At 65.7% G+C, this 2,790-nt stretch carries 3 protein-coding genes; all 3 read right to left on the bottom strand.

All coding sequences use genetic code 11. From position 1 onward, the window contains the following. Positions 1 to 1,481, bottom strand: a 1,481-nt coding sequence (locus C446_RS15465) for a DEAD/DEAH box helicase (protein WP_006674070.1), incomplete at its 3' end; no start/stop codon positions are given. A gap of 176 nt (positions 1,482 to 1,657) precedes the next feature. Further along, the gene (locus C446_RS15460) at positions 1,658 to 2,092 is read right to left on the bottom strand and encodes a PH domain-containing protein (protein WP_193363539.1); all 435 of its coding nucleotides are present in this window, start codon (positions 2,090 to 2,092) and stop codon (positions 1,658 to 1,660) included. Positions 2,093 to 2,392: 300 nt separating this feature from the next. Further along, the coding region (locus C446_RS15455) for an MATE family efflux transporter (protein WP_006674068.1) at positions 2,393 to 2,790 on the bottom strand (398 nt) is incomplete at its 5' end.

The following is a 2,790-nucleotide window of genomic DNA, read 5'->3' as shown; positions in this document are numbered from 1 at the left end:
CCCCGTTGGGTCGCCTCGATCGAGAGGTCGTCGGACCCACCGGTCTCGACGAACCCCCGATCGACCAGTTCCTCGAGGCAGTCCCGTACCCGTTCTCGAAGGTTCGGGAAGTCGTACGCCTCCGGTTTCGACTGACCCCGGACGTAGTAGAACGTCGTCTCGAGCCAGTCCATCACGTCCTCTAGGTCGGTGATCGTTCCCATCGCGATCTCGGCGTTGAGGTGGGTTTCCAGGCTCTCGGCCAGTCGCGACTCGATTTCTTTCCCCTCGTTCAACAGCCGACGGTACTTGTCCGCGTCCGCGGCGTCACAGACGACCCAGCCGTAGCCGACGTCGTCGTAGCCCGGCCGTCCCGCGCGCCCGAGCATCTGGAGCACGTCGAGCGGGCTCATATCGACCTCGCCCTCGAGGGGGTCGTGCAGTTTCGTATCGCGAATTACGACACAACGGGCGGGGAGGTTCACGCCCCAGGCAAGCGTCGACGTCGAGAACAGGAGTTCGATGTGGCCCTCCTTGAACCACTCTTCGACGAGGTCACGCTCGTCTTTCGACAGTCCCGCGTGGTGGAACGCGACCCCATCGAGGATCGATTTCCGGAGCGTGTCGTTTTCGATCGTCTCTTTCAGATCGGTGTGGAAATCGTACTCGCCCCGGACGCCCATCGGAACGTCGCGCTCGGCGATCTCGTCCCGGGCCGCTTCCGCGGCACGGACCGTGTCCTGGCGGGATGAGACGAACACGAGCGCCTGGCCGTCCTCCCGGAGGTGCGGTTCCGCCAGATCCAGCGCCCGATAGAGCCGTCGGTACTTGTCTGCAAAGGAGTTCTCGCCGTGGGTGTAGGTCCTGACGCCCGCATTGAGGTCGACCGGTCGGTACCCCTCGCCGAACTCGAAGGTCGTCTCCGCGGGCGCGTCGAGCCACGCCGCTACGTCGTCGACGTTCGGCATCGTCGCCGACAGCGCGACGACCCGGGGATCACAGAGCCGCCGGAGGCGGGAGATCGTGACCTCGAGCACCGAACCGCGCCGATCCGCATCGAGCAGGTGAACCTCGTCGATGACACAGACGTCGACGTCGGTGACGAAGTCGTACCGGCGGGAGTCGTGTTTGCGGGTCGCCGAGTCGAGTTTCTCGGGGGTCATCACGAGGATGTCCGCGTGACGTGCGCGTCTGGGGTTGAGGTCCCGTTCGCCCGTGACGACGTAGACCGAGTAGCCCAGGTCTTCGAACCGGTTCCAGTCGTCTTCCTTCTCGTTCGTCAGCGCCCGCAGGGGTGCGATAAACAGCGCGGTGCCGCCGTCGGCAAGCGCCTTGCAGATCGCCAGCTCCGCCAGGGCGGTCTTGCCAGAGGCGGTCGGCGCGCTCGCGACGACGTTTTCCTCGGACTCGAGTAAGGCGGGTAGAGCCTCGCGTTGCATCCGGTTGAACTCCTCGAACGCGAAGGCGTCGGCGAACTCGGGCAGAACCTCGGCGACCTCCATCAGGCGGATACGGGGAGCGGGCGATGAAAGGCGTTTCCTTCCCCGGCCGCGGTTACCACGGCCGTCGAATCGAGTCGACTCCCGGCGACGCCGACTGCCGTCCGTCCGTTCCGACGTGGGGTCGAACCGGACCGTGAACCCGCCGCTTGCGGTCTTGCAGCGCCGCTCTGTTGGGCTCAGGCCGACCGACTTCCGTCGACCAGGTCGCTGAGCTGTTGGTTGAGCGCCCCGTTCGCACGCTCCGGGTTCGGCGTCCGCTCGAAGGTTAACTCCGGATCGCCCGATCCAGCCGTGTAGATCGTCAGATCGCCGTACCCCAGGAGGCGGCCGACGACGTCCTGCTCGAGCGTGGTGTTCTGGACGCGGTCGATCCGAAACTGGGTCACGTCTCGGGAGACGATGCCGCGTTTCTTGTACAGTTCGTCAGTCGTGATCACGTACCGCGTGTTCGTCCAGACGACGTACTGGAGGGCCACGAGCGTGGCACCGACGACGAGTAACGCGACGCCGAGCAGGGCGGGCATCCCGACATCTCCCCCGGTGACCCCCCACGCCGTACTGACGAACCCTACGGCCGCGAGTACCAGCCCCACCAGTACCCTAGAGCCCATCGTCACCGGATGTGGGCGACTCTCCCAGACGACGGCTTCGTCGCCGGAAAGGTGCAGCCAGTCGGGTCTCGACGGCGCGCTCGAACTCGAGTTCGCGCCCGAAGACGGGGTCGGACGGCTCACGGACACCCGTATTCCGCTCGCCGCCGTAAAACTATCGTGGGTAGGTAGTGGTTTCCGGGTGTAATCGCTTCGGGCTGGCGTCACTCTCGTTTCGGTCTCCTCCGTCGAAGGATCGTTCGGGTGTTCGGGTAGGGGTCGGACGTGGGACGCGCCCTCGACCGGACGTGATGCCGGCTGTCAATCGGCCGCTTCGCCTTCGCTTGCCGCGACCTCGACCGCACGGACGTTCATGCCGTTACTGGTCTCGTACCAGTAGTAGGCTCCCAGGCCGATCGCAGCCACGACGTTCGAGAGCGTCACCGCCCAGAAGACGCCCTCGATTCCCAGATCGAGAGCGACGGCGGCACCGGCTGCGATCGGGAGCCGGACGATCCAGTACTGGAGCAACGTCGCCACGAGACTCGTCCGCGTCCGCCGTGCACCGTTGAACCCCGCTTGCAGGAGATACGTCGCGCCGATGGCCCAGTAGCCGTAGGCCAGGATTTCGAGGTAGCGTGCGGCTACTTCGACTTCGGCCGGCGTCGCGTCGGGGACGAACAGCACCGACAGCGTCTCCGGGACGAGCCACTGGATCG

Origin of the sequence: Halobiforma nitratireducens JCM 10879 (genome assembly GCF_000337895.1) — an archaeon.
GTDB lineage: Archaea > Halobacteriota > Halobacteria > Halobacteriales > Natrialbaceae > Natronobacterium > Natronobacterium nitratireducens.
The sequence above is the reverse complement of the archived record's forward strand: the minus strand, read 5'-3'. Positions and strand labels throughout refer to the sequence as shown.

Excerpts from the sequence above, each read along its gene's own strand:
- C446_RS15460 (WP_193363539.1), bottom strand. The coding sequence starts at position 2,092 with ATGGGCTCTAGGGTACTGGTGGGGCTGGTACTCGCGGCCGTAGGGTTC.